Below are 17,354 nucleotides of genomic sequence, written 5' to 3'. Positions count from 1 at the left end.
GCCGCCCCCGACCTCGGCGCTCCGACCTCGTTCCTGCTGCTCCGGCACGGTGAGACCGCTCTCACGCCCGAGAAGCGGTTCTCCGGCAGCGGCGGCAGCGACCCGGAGCTGTCGCGGACGGGCCGCGACCAGGCGGACCGGGCCGCGGCGGCGCTGGCCGAGCGCGGCACGGTGCGGGCGATCGTGACGTCGCCGCTGCGGCGGTGCCGGGAGACGGCCCGCGCCGCGGCCGACCGGCTCGGCCTGGACGTCACCGTCGACGAGGACCTGCGCGAGACCGACTTCGGGGCGTGGGAGGGGCTGACGTTCAAGGACGTACGGGAACGGCACCCCGAGGACATGGCCGCCTGGCTCGCCTCGCCCGAGGCGGGCCCCACCGGCGGCGGCGAGAGCTTCGCCGCCGTCGCCCGGCGGGTCGCCGCCGCGCGCGACCGGCTGACGGAGCGGCATCGTGGCCGCACGGTGCTCGTGGTCAGCCATGTGACCCCGGTCAAGACCCTGGTGCGGCTGGCGCTCGGCGCCCCGCCCGAGGCGCTGTTCCGGATGGACCTGTCGGCGGCGTCGCTGACGGAGATCGCGTACTACGCGGACCAGAACGCCAGCGTCCGCTTCCTCAACGAGACCGCTCACCTGCGATAAGACTGGCCTCCTGGGCCAGTGTCGCCACCCGCGCCCAGTCCTTCGCGGCGATGGCGTCGGCCGGGAGCATCCAACTGCCGCCCACGCAGCCGACGTTGGCCAGCGCCAGATAGTCGGCGGCGTTGGCGGGCGAGACCCCGCCGGTCGGACAGAACCGGGCCTGCGGCAGCGGCCCGGCGAGCGCCTTCAGATAGGCGGCGCCGCCCGCCGCCTCGGCCGGGAAGAACTTCATCTCGCGCACCCCGCGCTCAAGCAGCGCCACGACCTCGGACGTCGTCGACACCCCCGGCAGGAACGGCACCCCCGACCCCTTCATCGCGTCGAGCAGCGTCTCCGTCCAGCCCGGGCTGACCAGGAACCGCGCTCCGGCGTCCACCGAGTCGGCGACATCGGCGGGGGATATCACGGTGCCCGCGCCGACGACCGCGTCCGGCACCTCGGTCGCGATCGCCCGGATCGCGGCCAGCGCGGCGGGCGTACGCAGGGTCACCTCGATCGCGGGCAGGCCGCCCGCGACCAGCGCCCGCGCGAGCGGCACCGCGTCGGCGACATCCTCCACGACGACGACGGGGACGACAGGGCCGAGATCGAGCACGGAGGAACCGGGCACAGAGGAGGAGGTCATGGAGACATCCTGCCCCGTGCCGTGCAGCATGCGCAAAGGGCGTTGCGCATGCTGCAATGCCTACGGGTTGACCCTCAGTGCACCTCGTCCACCAGCACGTCCAGGCTCCACGCCCGCCCGCCCTTCGCGGGCGCCCCGACCTCCACCTCGTACGAGAGCTCCCGCAACGCGTCGACCAGCTCCGCCGGAGAGGCGGGCGCGGTCCCCGAGGTCAGCAGCGAGCGCACGATGCGGCCCTTGGTCGCCTTGTTGAAGTGGCTGACGACCTTGCGGGTCGGCGCGTGCAGCACCCGCACCGTCGCCGTCCGCTCCGCCACCTCGCCCTTCGGCTTCCACGCGGCCCCGTACGCCGCCGACCGCAGATCCAGCACCAGCCCGTTCCCTGCCGCCTCCGGCAGCACCTCGGCCATCGGCGCCCGCCAGTACGCGCCGAGCGCGCCGAGCCCGGGCAGCTTCACCCCCATGGAACAGCGGTAGGAGGGGATCCGGTCGGTCACCCGCACCGCGCCCCACAGCCCGGAGAAGACCAGCAGCGACCGCGCCGCCCGCTTCTTCGCGGCCGCGTCCAGCGACGCCAGGTCCAGGGCGTCGTAGAGGACACCCGTGTAGATCTCACCGGCCGGGCGCGCGCCCGCCGTCCGCAGCTCCGCGTTCTTGGCGACCTCGCCGCGCAGCCCCTCGCTCAGCCCGAGTACCTCACGCGCCTTCTCCTCGTCGGCGGCGCACAGCTCCACCAACTCGTCCAGGACCGCGGCCCGCGCCCCCGCGAGCCCCGGGAGCGAGAGCGACTCCGGCTTCAACGGAGCGCCCCGGCCGGAGGCGGCCTTTCCTTCGGACGGCGGCAGCAAGACGAGCACGTGCTTCTCCTTCTGGGTCCTTCTGAGCGGCGGGGGAGGGGGCGCGGCCCCGCGCCAGGGTAATCGGGCCGCACTGCTCACCCCGCCCGCCGTCGTGCCGCATCGCCGCCGCCGCCCTACGCTCGGTGCATGCCCCGCCGCCTCCTCCGCATGACCGGCGCAGCGCAGATGCCCCTCGGTGCCGCGCTGCGCGAGCTGCGTACGGCACCGGACATGCCAGGCGAATTCCCGGCCGAGGTGCTCGCCGAGGCGTCGGACGTCGCCGCCGCTCCGCCCCGGCCCCCGACCCGCGACGAGACGGCCGTCCCGTTCTTCACGGTCGACCCGCCCACCTCCACCGACCTCGACCAGGCCATGCACCTGTCCCGGCGCCCCGGCGGCGGCTACCGCGTCCGGTACGCGATCGCCGACGTCGCCGCGTTCGTCACACCCGGCGGCGCCCTCGACGCGGAGGCCCACCGCCGCGTCACCACCCTCTACTTCCCCGACGAGAAGGTCCCGCTGCACCCGACCGTCCTCAGCGAGGGCGCGGCCAGCCTCCTCCCCGGCCGCACCCGCCCGGCCGTCCTGTGGACGATCGACCTGGACGCCGACGGGCGCACGCGGAGCACCGACGTCGTACGCGCCCTGGTGCGAAGCCGCGCCAAACTCGACTACGAAGGCGTACAGCAGGCCATCGACGACGCGAGCGCCGAGGAGTGCGTCGCACTGCTGCGGGACATCGGACGGCTGCGCGAAGGGCTGGAGACCGAGCGCGGCGGCATCTCCCTGAACGTCCCCGAACAGGAGATCGTCCAGGACGGCGACGCGTACCGGCTCGCCTACCGCGCCCCACTGCCCGCCGACTCCTGGAACGCGCAGATCTCCCTCCTCACCGGCATGGCCGCCGCCGAACTGATGCTCGCCGCCGGCACCGGCATCCTGCGCACCCTGCCCGCCGCCCCCGACGGCGCCGTCGGCCGGCTGCGCCACACCGCGAAGGCCCTGGCCATCGACTGGCCGCACCACCTCCCCTACTCCGCGCTCATCCGCTCCCTCGACCCGCGCCTCCCGCACCACGCGGCCTTCCTCCAGGAGTGCACGACCCTGCTGCGCGGCGCCGGCTACACCCCCTTCACCGGCGGCGAGCGGCCCCCGCTGACCACCCACGCCGCCGTCGCCGCGGCCTACACCCACTGCACGGCCCCGCTGCGCCGCCTCGTCGACCGGTACGCCGGCGAGCTGTGCCTGGCCGCGTGCGCCGGGCGGGAACCACCACAGTGGGCGGTCGAGGCGCTCGCCGCGCTCCCCAAGGAAATGGCGGACGGCACCCGCCGGGCCAACACCGTGGAGCGCGAGTGCGTCGACCTCGTCGAGGCGGCGCTGCTGCAGCACCGGGTCGGTGAGCTCTTCGACGCCTACGTGGTGGACGTGCAGGAGAAGGAACCCCCGGTCGGCACCGTCCAGCTGCCCGAACCGGCCGTCGTCGCCCGGATCGAGGGCGGCGCCACCGACCTGCCCCTGGGCGAGCGGCTGCGCGTCCGCCTCACCCAGGCCGACCCGGGACAGGCGAAGGTACGGTTCGCGCCCGCGTGAGCCGCGCCTCGACGGCCCGCGCGAGCCGGTCGGGCTCCTCGGCGTGCAGCCGCACCAGGTGTACGTCCCTGGGTCGGCCCAGGAAGGTGAAGTACCGTACGGGCTCGGTCAGTTCGAGGGTGAGGCTGGTCTGCGCGGCCACGTCGAGGTGCAGCTCGCCCGCGGCCTGCGTGTGCGTGAACCGGTTCTCCCTGCGGACCGCCGCGATCCGCTCCAGCGGTATGCGCAGATCGACCCACGCGCCCCGGCGTACCCGCAACGCGTCGGCGGTGACCACGTGCGGCCGGGTCACGGACGCCGCGTGCAGGCCGAGCACCATGAACACCGTGTAGACATCGAGGACCAGCACGATCCGGTGCAGCCCCGGCATGTCCCGCAGCAGCGCCCACATCCCGAAGGTCTCGACGACGCAGACGAACGCGAACGCGTACATCATCGTGGCCTGCCCCCGGGCGTACGAGAAGGAGTCGGCCCCCGCGGGCACCCCGTGCCGCCGCCGCGCCACCCACAGCCCGAAACTGCCGAGGACCCGCAGCTCGTGCCCGACGAGCCGGCGCGCGGTCGGCGGCAGGACGTCCGCGAGGGCGGCCCGGCCCCCGCGCCGGTACACCACGCCGAGCAGCGCGGCCTCGCCGACGGCCACGAGCAGCACGAGGAACTCGGCGGACATCGGCGGCCGCACCCCCGCTAACAGGCAGAGGACGAGCCCGAGTTCGGCGGCGAGGACCGCGCAGGCCGACGCCCGCGCCAGCCGCCTCATCGCGCGCCGCCCGCGGCGGCCAGCCGCCTCACCGTGCGCCGCCCGCGGCGGCCAGCCGCCTCACCGTGCGCCGCCCGCGGTGGCCAGGCGCAGCGCCAGTCGCAGGGCCTCGGCCTGCGCGGGGGAGAAGTCGGCGAGTATGGCGTCGAGGAAACCCCCGTGCCCGGGCGTCTCGATGCCGGGCAGCTCCGGCGGCAGACAGGCGACCAGGGCCCGCGCGGCCTCGGCGACCCGCGGATCGTCCGGCCCGGCGTCGGCCAGCGCGTCGAGCCGCGCGTACACGGCGCGCGCCGCGGCCAGGGCGCCGGGCTCGGTGAGAGTGGGCAGCAGGGCCGCCATCAGCTGCCCGCGGACCTCGGGCGGCGCGGTCGTGTCGATCAGGGTGAGCATCTCGCGGTCCTTCGCGGCCATCGGCGACTCGGCGTCCAGCTCACCCACCTCGTTCAGCAGTCGGCCGAGTTCGGGGGAGACGGGGCTCTCGGCGGGCAGCCGCCCCTGCTCGGCCTCCGTCAGCAGTTCCCGCAGCCGGGCCCGCCGGGCGTGGATCGCCGCCTCCTGCCGGGCCAGATCGGCGTCCAGCTCGGCAAGCACCTCGACGAGCTCACGCCCGGCGTCGTCGGCCAGCACGTCCCGCACCTCACCGAGCCCGAGCCCCAGCTCGGTCAGCCGCCGGATCCGGGCCAGCTCGACGGCGTGCCGCAGCCCGTACGAGCGGTACCCGTTACCCTGCCGCTCGGGCTCCGCGAGCAGCCCGAGGTGGTGATAGTGCCTGATGGCGCGCGTGGTGACGCCGACCGTCGCGGCGAGCTCTCCGATCCTCATGGCCACAGTAGAAACGTTCACGCTACGGAAGGGTCAAGGCGGCGCTCCCCGGTCGGGGCGGGGGAGGCCGTGGCGGACGCCGGGTATCATGGTCGGCACGGCAGACGAGCCGGGCGGACGGCCGCGTGGGGTCCCTTCTGGAACCCCCCGAGGAACGTCCGGGCTCCACAGGGCAAGGTGGTGGCTAACGGCCACCCGGGGTGACCCGCGGGACAGTGCCACAGAAAACAGACCGCCCGGCGCTTAGGTGCCGGGTAAGGGTGAAACGGTGGTGTAAGAGACCACCAGCGCCTGAGGTGACTCAGGCGGCTAGGTAAACCCCACCTGGAGCAAGGTCAAGAGGGGCCACTTCGGTGGCTCTGCGCGGACGTTCGAGGGCTGCCCGCCCGAGTCCGCGGGTAGACCGCACGAGGCCGGCGGCAACGCCGGCCCTAGATGGATGGCCGTCTCCCCGGCCACCGCGAGGTGACCGGGCGACAGAACCCGGCGTACAGCCTGACTCGTCTGCCTTTACGGCCCTGACCTGGGTTTTTACCCGGGGCGGGGCCGTTTGGCGTCGGGGGCGACGCTCCTGGCTGACCTGGGGTCTTCCCGAGCAGGGCCCAGAAGGTGCTGCTGTGACCTGTGCGAACGGACGCGATCAGGTGTGTTCTTCTCTGGTTTTGAGGCACTGCCAACGGGTTGCTCGGATGGTTCGCTTTGAGCCACGGTGCCTGCATCCGCTCCCTGCTCCTCTTCAAGAGACGCAGGGTGCAGGTACCTTGCTGTGATTGCTCGTGTTGTAGGTGAGAAGATCGCGAAAGACCTCGGCGGACCCGGACAGTTGCCGAGGCGGCTGTACGGGAGGGTCAGATCGTGTCTGCCGACACGGGGGATGCAGCAGGGGCTGCAGTTATCGGTGCTGCCGCGGCGATCGGCTCAGTTGCTGCCGCGAAGGCCATGCTGGTCGAGGGCGAGACGCTCTCGACGTTCAAGCGTCGGGTCGATGAGCTGCTGCGGGCCTTGGAGAAGTCGAAGGCGGCGCCGAAGTCGATCGAGGGCGGAGTGATGCCGGGCGGCCGATTGGGCTCCTTCGACGAGGCGGACGCGCTGCACTCCGCATACACGAGGGTGCACAGCGAGCTGGTAAACCTGTCGAAGATGCTGGCCCTGCAGATCGAGGGCTTGGTCACCACGGTCGATGCGTCCAAGACGGGTTACGACAACCTGGACGACGAAGTGCGTGCCCGTCTGAGTCGCATCCGGTCCCAGGCCGACGCGCTGGCGCATACGGGTGCGCCAGCGGGCCACGGCTCCCATCACGCCAGTTCGGGCGCTGCTTCCGGGGGCGAGTCCGCGCCGAAGCCGACGGACGGCGAAGCGGGTGGCCTGTGATGGCATCCCGCACACGCGGTTGCACCGTGGCCGCACCTGGTACCAGGGCCGGCACTGTCGAGGGAGGGCACAGCGCATGAGCGACCTGGGTTCTCAGGCATGGGGCATGGCCAAGTCCTACCGGTTCGCCGTGCACAGCCCGGAAGAGCTGTGGGCGATGGTCGAGCCCGCGGACGGCGCGACGGCGGCAGACCTGGGTGTGCTGTTGACATCGGCGGCGCAGACGATCAAGGAGATCGGCAGCGACCTGAAGACGCACAGCACAGCGGTCGAGTGGGAGGGCGAAGGGGCCGACGCGTTCCGCAAGTGGGTTGATCACGCAGCTCGGGCAACACTGAGTCTGAGTGACTACAGCGAGAGCGCCGGTAAGTGGCTGGGGCACGCAGCGGACACACTGCACGAGGTCAAGCCGCAGATTGAGTCGTTGAAGAACTCCAGCGCCTCGGCGCGCTCGATCCTGGACGCGCACGACGCCGCGTCGACGGACGTCGGCAACCACGACAACGGGCCGTCGTCTTCCTCAGTGAAGGCGGCGAAGACGCGATACGACAACGACCGTGCCGAAGCCGCCCTGCTGATGACGAAGCTGGCGCAGTCGTACTCGGCGTCCACGGAGCAGATCGAGGCGCTGAAGACGCCGGAGTTCCCGGTACTGCCGGAGCAGTTCGTTCCTCGAGTCAGAGACCGCCATGGCGCAAAGGACGTCTCGTCCTCATCGGATGATCCGGCGGACACCGGGACAGCAGCAGCGGTAGGGGGAGTTGGCGTGACCGCAGTCGGAGCCGCCGCGCTCAAGGAAGCGGCCCATGGCGCTTCGCTGGCCGGCGGACACCAGCCGATCGCTTCCTCATCCCACCTTCCGGGGCCGTCCCCGGATCTGCCTACGGGTGGCACGGGCACCTCCCTTGATCGAGCCGGCACGCTCCCCTCCCCGGCCACTTCCACGCCAACTCCTTCCTCTCCGGCACCTTCGTCGCCTTCGTTGCCGGGTGGAACTTCGGGACCCACCACGCCACCCTCCGGAACACCACCCCTGTTCGGAGGCACGGGGCGGTCCGCCGGTTCGCCACGTGGCTCGGGAGGTGGCCGCGTCCCCTCGTCACCTGGCGGGCGCGGGCCGCTCGGCGTTCCACAAGGCACCGGCGGAGCAGGCGGCCCTGGTACTTCTCCTGGAGTGACGCCAGGCCGTGGCGTTCCCGCCGGGGAGCGCCCGGGGATTCCGGGTGTCCACGGCGGCACGGCCTCACCGGTACGCGGGCCAGGTACCGCGAGTCCGGGGCGGTCGGCGGACGGGATTGCTGGGGGCCGTCCGGTCTCGCCGGAGACGAGGCGGGGGGCAAGCTCGGTCCCCCGGGGCACGATTGTCGGCGGGTCACCCTCTGAGTCGGGAGTCGGAGCCCGAGGTGGCGTGCCGGAGGGTTCGGCACGAACGGCAGCCGGGCCGGGCCGTGGCACCACGGCGGGCACAGGGCGTAGGACGGTCGGTCCCGGTGGGCGGTTGCCTGCCGGCTCGGACGGTGTCGTCGGTGGTCAGCCGCAGCAGTCCGCTCAGGCGCGGCGTGCCTCGACAGCGACCGATCGTGCTGTGGCCGGTGCCCGCGGAGCGGTGGTGAGCCGTAGCACCGCGGGGACGCAGCATGCTGGTGGATCCGTCCGGGGTTCCTCGGTTGCGGCGCGCAAGGCTGAGGATCGGCGTGCCCCGGAAGGACGTTCGCCCGATGAGCGGCCGGATCACAAGGACGCAGAGGACACCGAGGTGGGGCAGCAGGTGCGCGAGGATCCCGAGCTGCGCCTGCCGGGTCTGCCTCCAGCGGCTCGGCGTGACAACTAAGGATGATCATGAGTTCCCGCACCCAGCAGGTATGCAGATTCCGGCTCGCGTCAGCTATGGCCGGCGTCGCCCTCGTGGGCATCGCCGTGACACCCGCACATGCCGAGTCCGTCCGGGGCCGGCAGTGGTACCTGGACGCCATGCACGCCGAGCAGATGTGGACGACCAGCACCGGCAAGGGCATCACGGTCGCCATCGTCGATACCGGCATCGATCCCAACCTCGCAGACCTGCGCGGCCAGGTACTACCGGGCAAGGACTATTCCCGCGGCTCCGGTGACGAGCACACGGACTACGACGGCCACGGCACAAGCATGGGCGTCCTCATCGCGGGCACTGGAGCGAAGGGCCGGGGCACCGGCTCGTTCGGTCTTGCTCCGGGCACGAAGGTGCTCCCGATCCGCCTTCCGTACCCCAACGAACACACGCAAAGCGACGGCAACCCGGACAGCTACCCCACCTACATGTCCAAGGCGATCCGCTACGCCGCGGACTCTGATGCTCAGGTCATCAACATCTCTCAGGGCAGTACAGACAACTCTCCTGAGTTGAACAAGGCCGTCGCCTACGCGCTGTCCAAGGGCAAGCTGATCTTCGCGGGCGTGGGCAATACCGGTGCTGGAGCCAATGAACTGGAGTATCCGGCCGCGACTCCCGGGGTCGTGGGCGTCGGGGCCATCGGCAAGGACCTGAAGAAGACCTCGGAATCCCAGTCCGGACCGCAGGTGGATCTGGTCGCGCCCGGCGCACAGATGATCGCCGCATGCACGGGCAAGACCGGTGTGTGTGAGTCCCATGGCACGAGCGACGCCACCGCGCTCGCGTCGGCGTCGGCGGCGCTGATCTGGTCGAAGCATCCGGACTGGACGAACAACCAGGTGCTGCGGGTCCTGCTGAACACGGCGAGCGGCCCGGTCAGTGGCCGGGATCGCACCGACCAGATCGGCTACGGCGCTGTGCGCCCCCGGATCGCCCTCACCAGCCCCGGGGACCCGGGTTCGGCTGACGAGTACCCGCTGCCGGACTACCCGGCCGCTGGCTCGGCGGCGCCGGACGGTGCCGGCACCAAGCCGTCCACCGGCGCCTCGCAGTCCCCGGCCGCTGCCGCCGATGACTCATCGAGCGCCTTGCCGTGGATCTTGGCGGGCGTGGGCGGGCTCGTACTGTTCGGCGCGGTCGGTGGGGCGTTCGCCGTACGCAGTCATCGGCGTGGCGCGACGCTGACGGTGCCGGTGCCTTTGGCGCCGCAGCAGCGTGGGGCACAACCGCCTTACCCCGGCCAGCAGCCCAACGTGGGCCAGGGACAGCCGTGGCCCTACCGGGACACCGATCAATCGGGTGGGCAGTGAGATGGCAAGGATCGAGCGGGGGCGAGATTCATGAGTGACAGCAACGGGGAACAGCACATGGCGCATGAGGGGACGGCCGGCGGTGGGCAGCCGGATCTCGCGTCGAGCCCGGCGCAGAAGAATGCCGCAGCTCGGGCCATTGAAGAGCACATCGAGCCGGGCACCCGTAAGGCGGGTGACTGGGCGGACGCAGAGACCGCTACGGCCGTCAAGGAGTTCCGCGACGGGTGGTCGACCTCGGGGGCGCTGCAGAAGGCGCACAAGACCTGGGGCGAGCAGGTGCATGGCCTGTTGCACCGGCTCTCTTCGGAGAAGGCGGCTTTGCGGAGCGCCAACAACACGCTCCTGGGCACCGATGGTGCGGTCGGCACGAGGACGCGCTCCCTGTCGACGCTCGACGGATTCTGACCGGTCCGGCCAACGGCCGCTTCACGCACACCACTTCGTCCAGCAGCCGTATCGCAGGATCACGGGGGAACCATGCCGAGCTACCACGACATCATGACGGTCGACCTACCGGCCCTCACCGCGGCCGCAGACCGTTGGGACGGGATGGCCAAGGAGCTCCACACACAGGAACGCGCCTACGACCGTGACGTGCACGGCATATCTTTGGGGCCGGGCTGGTCCGGGTTGAGCGCGGACGCCGCCAACCAGCGCTTCGATGTCACGCTGAAGGAATTTCAGAAGGCCCAGACCGAGGCCAAAGCTGTGGCCTCCCTGCTGCGGGATGCACATCACCAGTTCGCAGAGGTGCGCAAGCGGCTCAAGTCCGCTCGCGCTGAGGCCATCAAGGCGGGTATGGCCGTCTCCGCAGAGGGCGCAGTGTCCTTCGACACCACCGACCTCACCGAGGGTGAGCGCAACGCTCTTCACCACGACCCCTCCTATCAGGATTCCGTGGGCCTGGCCGTCACGGCCTGGCAGGAGCACCTCGACCTGATCGTCAAGGACGCGGAGAAGGTCGACCACTCCGTCCAGACGGCCCTCGACGGAGTCGTCGTCGATTCCGCCGTGAACGACGGAACGCTGAAGGGCTTCAACGGTGACGCGAAGGACCATCTCAGGGACTACAAGGCCCCGGCCAAGGGTGAGAAGGACTCCGGCGGATGGACCGGTAACTGGAAGTGGACTCTGGACGGGATGAAGCCCGCGCTTGGTTCCTCTGCCGATCCCAAGTACGGCAAGGAAGGCTCGGCCAAAGCGGGCTTTGACCTGTTCCACCTGACAGGGAAAGGCGCGGCGACCAACGGCGGGTGGAATCTCTCCGGGCTTGTCGACACCTATGCGGGTGGCCGCAGCAGCGCGAACTACGGCTTCAGCACCAAGGGTCTGTCCGCCAAGGCGGAACTGTCCGCAGGTATCCGGGAAATGGCCGAGGGACGGTTCGGGTACGGGGATTACGCCGGCGTCTATGCGCGTAATGAATCGTTCGCGGGCGGCGAGGTCGGCGCTACGGCCAAGGTGACCAAAGATGAGGTCGGTGCCAGCGTCAAGGCCTTCTACGGGGCGAAGACCTCCTTCGGTGGCGGCATCGAGATCGCCGGCATCGGCATCGGTGTGACCCAGGAGGTCGGAGTCGGTGAGGGCGTCACAGCAAAGGGCGGTTGGGAGAAGGAAAACGGCGTGTGGAAACTTGGCGGGCACGGTTTCGTCGCTGACGGAGTCGGCGCCGGGTTGGGTACGGAGATCACCTTTGATTCCGGCAAGTTCGGCAAGACCATTCATGGAGCCGCTGACGCGGTGGGGTTGGGTGGTGCCGCGGACGCCGTTGGCCATGGCGCGAAGTCGCTGAAGGACACTGTCGGCGGTTGGTTGGACTGATGAGCCTGTTGAGAGGAGAACCTGCAGTGCCCAAGCCGCTACCGGTGCCCATCGAGTTTCGGCTGCCTGACGGCTGGGCCCCGGCATCACCCGAGAGCATCGCTGCCTTCGGCGTCGCATTCGCCGCGCTGCACCCGCACCCCGATGCCGGATTTGCTGCCAACATCACGATCGATGAGGAAATCCCGGCCTCTGGTGTAGCGCTGCCGGACCTTGCCGACGAGGCCGTCGAGCGCCTGCGGCAGTTCGCCGAATCGCTGCGAGTGGTGGACCGCTGCGAGGTAGGTCCCGTAGATGCAACAGCTCTCGTGCAGCGTGTCCTTCTGACGGCTGCCGTCGAGGACGAATTCCGCGACCTGGCCCAGATTCAGGTGTACCTGCCTCTTGCTGACATCGGAGATCCGCACAAGTATGCGGTGATCAAGCTGGCGTTGACCGCCACTACGGAGCAACTGCACGAAGTGCTCGAGGAATTTCAGGACTTCGTTCGCACTGTACGACCGAGCACCCCGGAAGGAATGTAGCGATGGGTCGCTATCAGGACTGGCGGAGTGGAACCGCATACCCGGACGAGGGTGTCGATCCATTGGCACGTTCCCACGTTGAGGCGGCCCTGCTCGCGCTCAACAACCCTGACAACCCTTACAGCGTGCGCCCTGCGCTCTCAGGGGAGAAGGCGGACGTCGTGGCGGAGTGGAAGGTGACCGATCCAGGGATCGGAAACGGGCGGGGGCGACGGCAGGTCGAGCGTACGGTCAAGTTCCGCCTGCGCCTTGACGGCGAGAGCCGCGAGGCACGGGTCTGTGTCGACATTGAGGAAGTCACCTGGGCCGGTGAGCCTGCCAGGCGAGTTGTGGCCCGGAAGCGTGGTAGCGGGCCGCGGACTCGAGCGAAGTCCTGGAGAGCGGATTTGAAAAAAGGCCCCGACGGTAAACGCCATCGCGTCTATGACTTCTACTTCGACTCCAATGACCTGCGGGACCCGCTGCAAAAGGTCGTGCTGTCGTCCGGGTGGACGTGGCGGGGCACACGCAACCCCTGACCGGGGACGTCAGCCGGTCGTATAGCGGGGCGCAAGACAGGCCAAGGACCTGTGCGGAGTGCCTTGACCGGGACCGGCCGGTGTCACGCCCGTACCAGCACCACCAACGGCGCCTCCGAGCACTGGTGCGGCAGGACTTCGACAGGGTGACGGTAGACCTCGCCGAGGAAGGTCGCGTGGAGGACGACTCGGGGCGTTTGCCATGACGCGGCCTGGTTGACCACGGCCCCGGCCACCCACCGGGTCGCACGGTCGCACCCGCAAACCAACGTGAGGGGCCGCGTCGGGGTGCCCCCGCAGGACACCGCAGGAACAGGGTTCAGGACGACGCGCCTCCGGCGGTCAGAGGGCGAGGCAACCGATCCGGCCGAGGAGGCACCCCGGCGCGGCCCCGCCCCCACAACATGGCGAACGCACAGCACCGCGCCCGGCACCCGGGCAGGTCGCCCCTCAGATCAGTGGCGGCCGGCCCAGCCGCGTCATGCGCCACACCGTGCGCCACCGCATCGGACGCCGCTCGCCCGCCGGGGCCCGCAGGCCCTCCACGAAACCGCCCGCCCAGGCACGCAGGCCGCCGACCGAGCGCGTACGCAGCAAGGTCAGCAGCGTCCAGGTGGCCAGGTACAGCGGGATCAGCGGGAGCGGGAGGCGGCGGCGGGCCAGCCAGACGCGGTTGCGGGCGGTCATGCGGTAGTAGACCGCGTGCCGCGCCGGGGAGGTCTTCGGGTGCTGGAGCAGCAGCGACGGCTCGTAGAGGACCTTCCAGCCCGCGTCCAGCGCGCGCCAGGCCAGGTCCGTCTCCTCGTGCGTGAAGAAGAAGTCGGCGGGCCAGTCGCCGGTCTCGGCCAGCATGTCCATCGAGAAGGCGTGGCCGCCGCCGAGGAACGCGGTCACGAGGCCGCGCCGCATCGGGTCCTTCGCGCGCAGCCGCGGCACGTGCCGGCGCTGCGTCTCGCCGAGCTCGTCGGCGATGCGGAAACCGACGATGCCCAGGCGGGGATCGGACGCGTACAGGCTCTGGATCGTGGAGAAGACGTCGGCGTCGACGAGCAGGCCGTCGTCGTCGAGCTCGACGGCCACGTCCACGTCACCGAACTCACGCAGCCGGGCCAGCGCCACGTTCCGGCCGCCGGGGCAGCCGAGGTTGTCGTCGAGTTCGACGGTCGTGACCTCGAAGGGCAGGCCGGTGAAGGCGGGCAGCGGCGTACCGTTGCCGATCATGACGACGCGGGCCGGCGGCGCGTCCTGCTTGGCCACCGACTCCAGCAGCGCGTCCACGTCCTTGGGCCGGTTGCCCATGGTGACGATGGCCACGCCCAAGCGGGGGAGTTCGGTGGTTCGGCGCCTGTCTGTCATGGCGGCGATGGTAGCCGTTCACCTCCCGCGTCCTCGCAGGGCGTCATCCGTGCGGCCGCCAACCCGTCTCCGCGGCCCACCGCTCGGCGACGACCCCGACGAGGTCGACGACGGGATCCTTCACGTCGGCGTAGGTGCCGGTGTCCGCGACGGCCGCCGCCAGTACGTACTTGAAGCGGGCGTACGCGGGGACCGCCTCCGGCGTCGCGCGCAGCCAGTCCCGGAACAGCAGCGCCAGCCGCTCGTTGGGTGAACCGGCCCTGCGCACATGCAGGTTGACCGGCGCGGCGTCCGCCGTGCGCCGGGACCAGTACCGTTTGGCCCAGTCGGCGGGGTCCTCGTCGTCCTCCCGCCCGGCGGGCACGTGGTCGCGCAGATACGGCGACCGTACGAAACCCAGCGCGGCCAGCGGCGCCTCGAACGCGGCCGCGGCGGCGTCCAGATCGGCGACGCTCACCTGTACGTCGTAGATGTCCTTGGCGGCCATGCCCGGCACGGACGTCGACCCGATGTGCTCGACGTGCAGCGCGGACGGGCCCAGCGCGGACCGCAACCGGGCGCAGAGCCCGGCGCCCTCCCCGGCCCACGCGGGATCGTGCGGGACGACGACGGGCTTCTCGTGCGGCGGCATCAGGCCCGCCCCTCCGCCGTCGGGCCGAGCGAGCGCTCCGCCACCTTCGCCAGATGCGCGGACAGGGCCCCGCGGGCGTCCGGCGTCAGCGTGCCGAGAGCAACCAGAGCCGTGACGACCACGTCGCACAGTTCCGACTCGACGTCCTGCCAGGTGTGGCTGACGCCCTTGCGCGGGTTCTGGCCGACCGCGCCGATGACCGCCTGCGCCGCCTCACCCACCTCCTCCGACAGCTTCAACATCCGCAGGAGCAGGGCCTCTTGGGGTGGGCGCTGATTGTTCTCGTCCAGCCAGGCGCGCAGCCGGTCGATGGTCGTCCACAGCTCGTCGTCGCGGGCCGGTTCGTTCTTCGTCGTCACGACGGACGAGCCTAGGGCGTCGCGGTGGCGCTCCGGGACCGGGATTCGGGTCCGCCGGGTTCTACTCGCCGGTCTCCGCGCCCCGGGACCGGGATTCGGGTCGGTCCGCCGGGTTCTACTCGCCCGTCTCCGCGCCCCGGGTCCGGGATTCCGGCCGCCGGGTTCTACTCGCCGGTCTCCGTCTCCCGGACCCGCCTGGTGCGCGAGCCGACCACCGCCAGGGTCGCCGCCGCGGCCCCCACGAGCGCCGCCGGCACCATCCAGTGCCGGTCGAGCACATGACCGAGCGCGTGGTCGAGGGAGTAGTGGCCCGCGCCGGTCACCGCGAGGCCCGCCGCGACGAAGCCGAGGAACGCCGGGTACTCGTAGCCGCCCTCCATCGCGAAGAAGCCGTTCGGGGCGTGTACGGCCGCCGCGCCCGCCATGGTCCCGGCCGCGGCCGCGCCGCCCAGCGGGGTGGCGAGGCCGAGCGCGAGGAGCGCCCCGCCGCCCGCCTCGCCGAGCCCGGCCGCGAGGGCGCTCGCCCTGGCGGGGGCGTACCCCATGGACTCCATGGCGGCGGTCGTGCCGGACACGCCGCCCCCGCCGAACCAGCCGAGCAGCTTCTGCGCGCCGTGCGCGGCGAGCACCCCGCCGGTGCCCAGGCGCAGCGCGAGAAGGCCCAGATCGCGACGGGAGTGGCAGGCGCTGCCCGAGGGGCGGCAGGAACGGGAGATACGCGAACGTGTGCAGGTCATGTCCCCACCGTCCGGCAGCGTGGGCCCGCGCACCTGGTGCGCGGGCCCATTCGGGTGGCGGGCCCCCGGCGGCGGTGCGAGCCTGGGCGCATGCCCATCCAGACCGCGAAGCTCAGCGACCCGGCCGTCCGCGCCTTCGTCTCGGCGCTCAACGCCCACGACGAAGAGGCCTTCCGGGCCGTGCTCGCGCCCGATGCGACCATGGCCGACGACGGTACCGACCGGGACCTCGCCGACTGGACGGCCCGCGAGATCTTCGACTCGAACGGCCACATGGAGATCGAGAAGGAGACCGCCGAGGGCCGCGCCCTCGTCGCCCGCTACCGCAACGACACGTGGGGCGAGATGCGCACCCGGTGGACGTTCGACGTGGCGGGCGGCAAGGTCACCCGCTTCGAGACCGGGCAAGCCTGACAACAGCGTTTCCAGCGCCGGGTGTTGATCTCGTGTGCGCTTCAACTCCTAGCGTCCCCAGGCATGGACACCATGACAAGGAACCTGGGTGGAAGCGGTATCGAGGTCAGCGCGCTCGGCTTCGGGTGCTGGGCCATCGGCGGTGAGTGGCAGGACCCGGACGGGCGGCCGCTCGGCTGGGGCCCGGTCGACGACGAGGAGTCGGTGCGGGCCGTGCGGCGCGCCCTCGATCTGGGCGTCACCTTCTTCGACACGGCCGACGTCTACGGGGCGGGCCACAGCGAACGCGTCCTCGGCCGCGCCCTCGGCAAGCGCCGCGACGACGTCGTCCTCGCCACCAAGTGGGGCAACGTCTTCGACGAACGGTCCCGGACCCTCACCGGCAGCGACGACTCCCCGGGGCATGCCCGCCGCGCCCTGACCGCGTCGCTCGCCCGCCTCGGCACCGACCACCTCGACCTCTACCAGTTGCACCTCTCCGACGCCGCCCCGGAGCGCGCCGCGCTGCTCCGCGACGCCTGCGAGGAGTTCGTGCGCGAAGGGCTGATACGCGCCTACGCGTGGAGCACCGACGACCCCGGACGGGCCCGCGTCTTCGCCGAGGGACCGCACTGCGCGGCCGTGCAGCACCGCTGCAACGTCCTCCAGGACGCACCCGAGCTGGTCGCCCTGTGCGCAGAGTTGGGCCTGGCCGGTATCGCCCGCAGCCCGCTCGCCATGGGTTTGCTCGGCGGTGGTCACGGCCCGGGACGAACCCTTCCCGCGGGCGACATCCGCAGCGCCCCGCCCGCGTGGCTGCCCGGCTTCGGCGCGGGCGGCGGCGCCGACCCGGACTGGCTGGCCCGCGTCGACGCGCTGCGCTCCGTGCTCACCAGCGGCGGCCGCACCCCGGCGCAGGGCGCGCTCGCCTGGCTGTGGGCGCGCGGCCCGCACCTCGTGCCGATCCCCGGGTTCCGCACGGTGGCGCAGGCCGAGGAGAACGCGGGCGCGCTCGCCCACGGGCCGCTGACCCGGGCCGAGTCGGCGCAGATCGAGCAGATCCTGGGCCGGGCCTGACCGGGCTCGGGGGGGGGGGGGGGGGGGGGGGAGGGAAAAAAAAAAAAAAAAAAAACAAAAAAAAAAAAAAAAAAAAACAAAAAAGGGGGGGAACCCCCACCCC

Annotated in this window: 18 protein-coding genes, 1 other RNA gene and 1 pseudogene; 11 read left to right on the top strand and 9 right to left on the bottom strand. The window is 71.3% G+C overall.

Annotated features, from left to right (window positions below):
* Nucleotides 1-639 (top strand): annotated as a pseudogene (locus tag ACZ45E_RS06260) (histidine phosphatase family protein); the annotation flags it as partial.
* Here ACZ45E_RS06260 and eda read toward each other — a convergent pair.
* On the bottom strand, nt 614-1,264 hold the full coding sequence (eda, locus tag ACZ45E_RS06255) for a bifunctional 4-hydroxy-2-oxoglutarate aldolase/2-dehydro-3-deoxy-phosphogluconate aldolase (protein ID WP_468217217.1): 651 nt from the start codon (nt 1,262-1,264) through the stop codon (nt 614-616). The pseudogene ACZ45E_RS06260 and the gene eda overlap by 26 nt on opposite strands.
* A 74-nt stretch (nt 1,265-1,338) precedes the next feature.
* Complete coding sequence (yaaA, locus tag ACZ45E_RS06250; RefSeq protein ID WP_468217214.1) at nt 1,339-2,121, bottom strand: peroxide stress protein YaaA; 783 nt, start codon at nt 2,119-2,121, stop codon at nt 1,339-1,341.
* Between the two features lie 129 nt (nt 2,122-2,250).
* Between yaaA and ACZ45E_RS06245 the strand changes: the two genes are divergently transcribed.
* Nucleotides 2,251-3,696, top strand: coding sequence for an RNB domain-containing ribonuclease (locus tag ACZ45E_RS06245; protein WP_468217211.1), 1,446 nt, complete (start codon nt 2,251-2,253; stop codon nt 3,694-3,696).
* On the opposite strand, the gene ACZ45E_RS06240 is transcribed toward ACZ45E_RS06245, so the two are convergent.
* Nucleotides 3,647-4,456 carry a hypothetical protein gene (locus ACZ45E_RS06240; protein WP_468217208.1) on the bottom strand — a complete coding sequence of 270 codons (810 nt, stop codon included), beginning with the start codon at nt 4,454-4,456 and terminating at the stop codon, nt 3,647-3,649. The two genes, ACZ45E_RS06245 and ACZ45E_RS06240, sit on opposite strands and share 50 nt — an antisense overlap.
* Before the next feature lie 60 nt (nt 4,457-4,516).
* Complete coding sequence (locus ACZ45E_RS06235) at nt 4,517-5,278, bottom strand: MerR family transcriptional regulator (RefSeq protein WP_468217205.1); 762 nt, start codon at nt 5,276-5,278, stop codon at nt 4,517-4,519.
* Between the two features lie 105 nt (nt 5,279-5,383).
* Between ACZ45E_RS06235 and rnpB the strand changes: the two genes are divergently transcribed.
* Together rnpB and ACZ45E_RS06225 are read left to right on the top strand one after the other, a co-directional pair.
* Nucleotides 5,384-5,785, top strand: an RNA gene (gene rnpB / locus ACZ45E_RS06230) — RNase P RNA component class A.
* 348 nt (nt 5,786-6,133) lie between these two features.
* The gene (locus tag ACZ45E_RS06225) at nt 6,134-6,652 is read left to right on the top strand and encodes a hypothetical protein (RefSeq protein WP_468217203.1); all 519 of its coding nucleotides are present in this window, start codon (nt 6,134-6,136) and stop codon (nt 6,650-6,652) included.
* A 348-nt stretch (nt 6,653-7,000) separates the two neighbouring features.
* Here ACZ45E_RS06225 and ACZ45E_RS06220 read toward each other — a convergent pair whose 3' ends face one another.
* The gene (locus tag ACZ45E_RS06220) at nt 7,001-7,264 is read right to left on the bottom strand and encodes a hypothetical protein (RefSeq protein WP_468217201.1); all 264 of its coding nucleotides are present in this window, start codon (nt 7,262-7,264) and stop codon (nt 7,001-7,003) included.
* A gap of 1,227 nt (nt 7,265-8,491) precedes the next feature.
* Here ACZ45E_RS06220 and mycP point away from each other — a divergent pair.
* The 5 genes from mycP (at nt 8,492) to ACZ45E_RS06195 (ending at nt 12,698) form a co-directional block, all read left to right on the top strand.
* The gene (gene mycP / locus ACZ45E_RS06215; RefSeq protein WP_468217198.1) at nt 8,492-9,832 is read left to right on the top strand and encodes a type VII secretion-associated serine protease mycosin; all 1,341 of its coding nucleotides are present in this window, start codon (nt 8,492-8,494) and stop codon (nt 9,830-9,832) included.
* A 30-nt stretch (nt 9,833-9,862) separates the two neighbouring features.
* The gene (locus tag ACZ45E_RS06210; RefSeq protein WP_468217195.1) at nt 9,863-10,240 is read left to right on the top strand and encodes a hypothetical protein; all 378 of its coding nucleotides are present in this window, start codon (nt 9,863-9,865) and stop codon (nt 10,238-10,240) included.
* Between the two features lie 72 nt (nt 10,241-10,312).
* The gene (locus tag ACZ45E_RS06205) at nt 10,313-11,656 is read left to right on the top strand and encodes a WXG100 family type VII secretion target (protein WP_468217193.1); all 1,344 of its coding nucleotides are present in this window, start codon (nt 10,313-10,315) and stop codon (nt 11,654-11,656) included.
* Between the two features lie 26 nt (nt 11,657-11,682).
* Nucleotides 11,683-12,180: a hypothetical protein gene (locus ACZ45E_RS06200; RefSeq protein ID WP_468217190.1), complete on the top strand. Its 498-nt coding sequence runs from the start codon at nt 11,683-11,685 to the stop codon at nt 12,178-12,180.
* Nucleotides 12,181-12,182: 2 nt separating this feature from the next.
* A complete protein-coding gene (locus ACZ45E_RS06195; RefSeq protein WP_468217188.1) occupies nt 12,183-12,698 on the top strand; it encodes a hypothetical protein in 516 nt (171 codons plus the stop codon).
* Between the two features lie 450 nt (nt 12,699-13,148).
* On the opposite strand, the gene ACZ45E_RS06190 is transcribed toward ACZ45E_RS06195, so the two are convergent.
* From ACZ45E_RS06190 to ACZ45E_RS06175, 4 genes are all read right to left on the bottom strand, one after another.
* On the bottom strand, nt 13,149-14,054 hold the full coding sequence (locus ACZ45E_RS06190) for a glycosyltransferase family 2 protein (RefSeq protein ID WP_468217186.1): 906 nt from the start codon (nt 14,052-14,054) through the stop codon (nt 13,149-13,151).
* Between the two features lie 43 nt (nt 14,055-14,097).
* A complete protein-coding gene (locus tag ACZ45E_RS06185; RefSeq protein WP_468217183.1) occupies nt 14,098-14,685 on the bottom strand; it encodes a GrpB family protein in 588 nt (195 codons plus the stop codon).
* The gene (locus ACZ45E_RS06180) at nt 14,685-15,044 is read right to left on the bottom strand and encodes a MazG-like family protein (RefSeq protein ID WP_468217181.1); all 360 of its coding nucleotides are present in this window, start codon (nt 15,042-15,044) and stop codon (nt 14,685-14,687) included. Before ACZ45E_RS06180 ends, ACZ45E_RS06185 begins: the two co-directional genes overlap by 1 nt.
* A 164-nt stretch (nt 15,045-15,208) precedes the next feature.
* Nucleotides 15,209-15,781 (bottom strand): DoxX family protein, encoded by a 573-nt coding sequence (locus tag ACZ45E_RS06175; RefSeq protein WP_468217178.1) that lies wholly within the window; start codon nt 15,779-15,781, stop codon nt 15,209-15,211.
* A 90-nt stretch (nt 15,782-15,871) separates the two neighbouring features.
* On the opposite strand from ACZ45E_RS06175, the gene ACZ45E_RS06170 reads away from it, so the two are divergent.
* Both ACZ45E_RS06170 and ACZ45E_RS06165 read left to right on the top strand, forming a co-directional pair.
* Nucleotides 15,872-16,195, top strand: coding sequence for a nuclear transport factor 2 family protein (locus ACZ45E_RS06170; protein ID WP_468217176.1), 324 nt, complete (start codon nt 15,872-15,874; stop codon nt 16,193-16,195).
* Nucleotides 16,196-16,258: 63 nt separating this feature from the next.
* Entirely contained in the window at nt 16,259-17,251 is a 993-nt protein-coding gene (locus ACZ45E_RS06165; protein WP_468217174.1) for an aldo/keto reductase, read from the top strand.
* Nucleotides 17,252-17,354: the final 103 nt, after the last annotated feature.

It is taken from the genome of Streptomyces sp. NPDC030991 (genome assembly GCF_055571235.1).
This window is presented reverse-complemented; position numbering and strand designations above follow the sequence as displayed.